General features: G+C 53.3%; 1 protein-coding gene. It reads right to left on the reverse strand.

The genetic code is table 11. The features are described 5' to 3' along the window. The coding region (locus C200_RS16970) for a hypothetical protein (protein WP_211250940.1) at window positions 1-703 on the reverse strand (703 nt) is incomplete at both ends.

Below are 703 nucleotides of genomic sequence, written 5' to 3' on the forward strand. Positions count from 1 at the left end.
GAGGAGGCAAAAATGTTGATCCCTCACCGGTTCCTCCCCCCTCCATCCCCCGATGTTATCCTTCCTTCCCTTCTCCTCTCTCCTTCTCTCCCGGTGCGTGCCCTCCCTCTTTCCCGTTCTCTTTCTTCTTCTCTCTCTCCTTTCTTCTCTCTTTCCCCCCCCCTTCCTCCTTCTGTCCCCCCTTCTCCTCCCCCTTTTCCTCTTTTTTCTCCCCTCCCCCTCCCTCCTCTCTTTTTTCTTGCCCCCCTTCCTTCTCTTGCTTCTGCAAAGACCGCGTTTGTTCCTTTTTCCCTTTCTCCTTTTTTGTGTCGCGCTCCCCCCTCTTCTTTCTTCCCCCTTTTCTCTCCTTCTCCTCCCCTTTTTTTTCTCCTTCCCCTTCCTCACACACCCGCCCCTCCTTTTCTCCCTCCCTTCCTGCCTTTTTTTTTCTCCCCTTTCTTTTCTTTTCCCCCCCTCCCCTCTGCCCCTTTCCCCTCTTTTTCTTTTCCTTCTTCCCTTTCCCCTCTCCCTTCCTCCTCCTTTTCCTTTTCTCTCCCTTCTCTTTCTTTTTCTCTCTTTCTCCCTTCTCCCCCCCCTTTTTTTCTCCTTCTTTTTCTCCCTCCCTTTCCCTCTTTTCCTTCCCTTCTTTCCCCCTCCCTCTCCCCCCTCTCTCCTCCCTTTCCCCCCCTCCTCAGAGCGAGTTTTCCTTCTTTCTCCCCTCCTC

The sequence above is a fragment of the Piscirickettsia salmonis LF-89 = ATCC VR-1361 genome (assembly GCF_000297215.2).
Lineage (GTDB): Bacteria > Pseudomonadota > Gammaproteobacteria > Piscirickettsiales > Piscirickettsiaceae > Piscirickettsia > Piscirickettsia salmonis.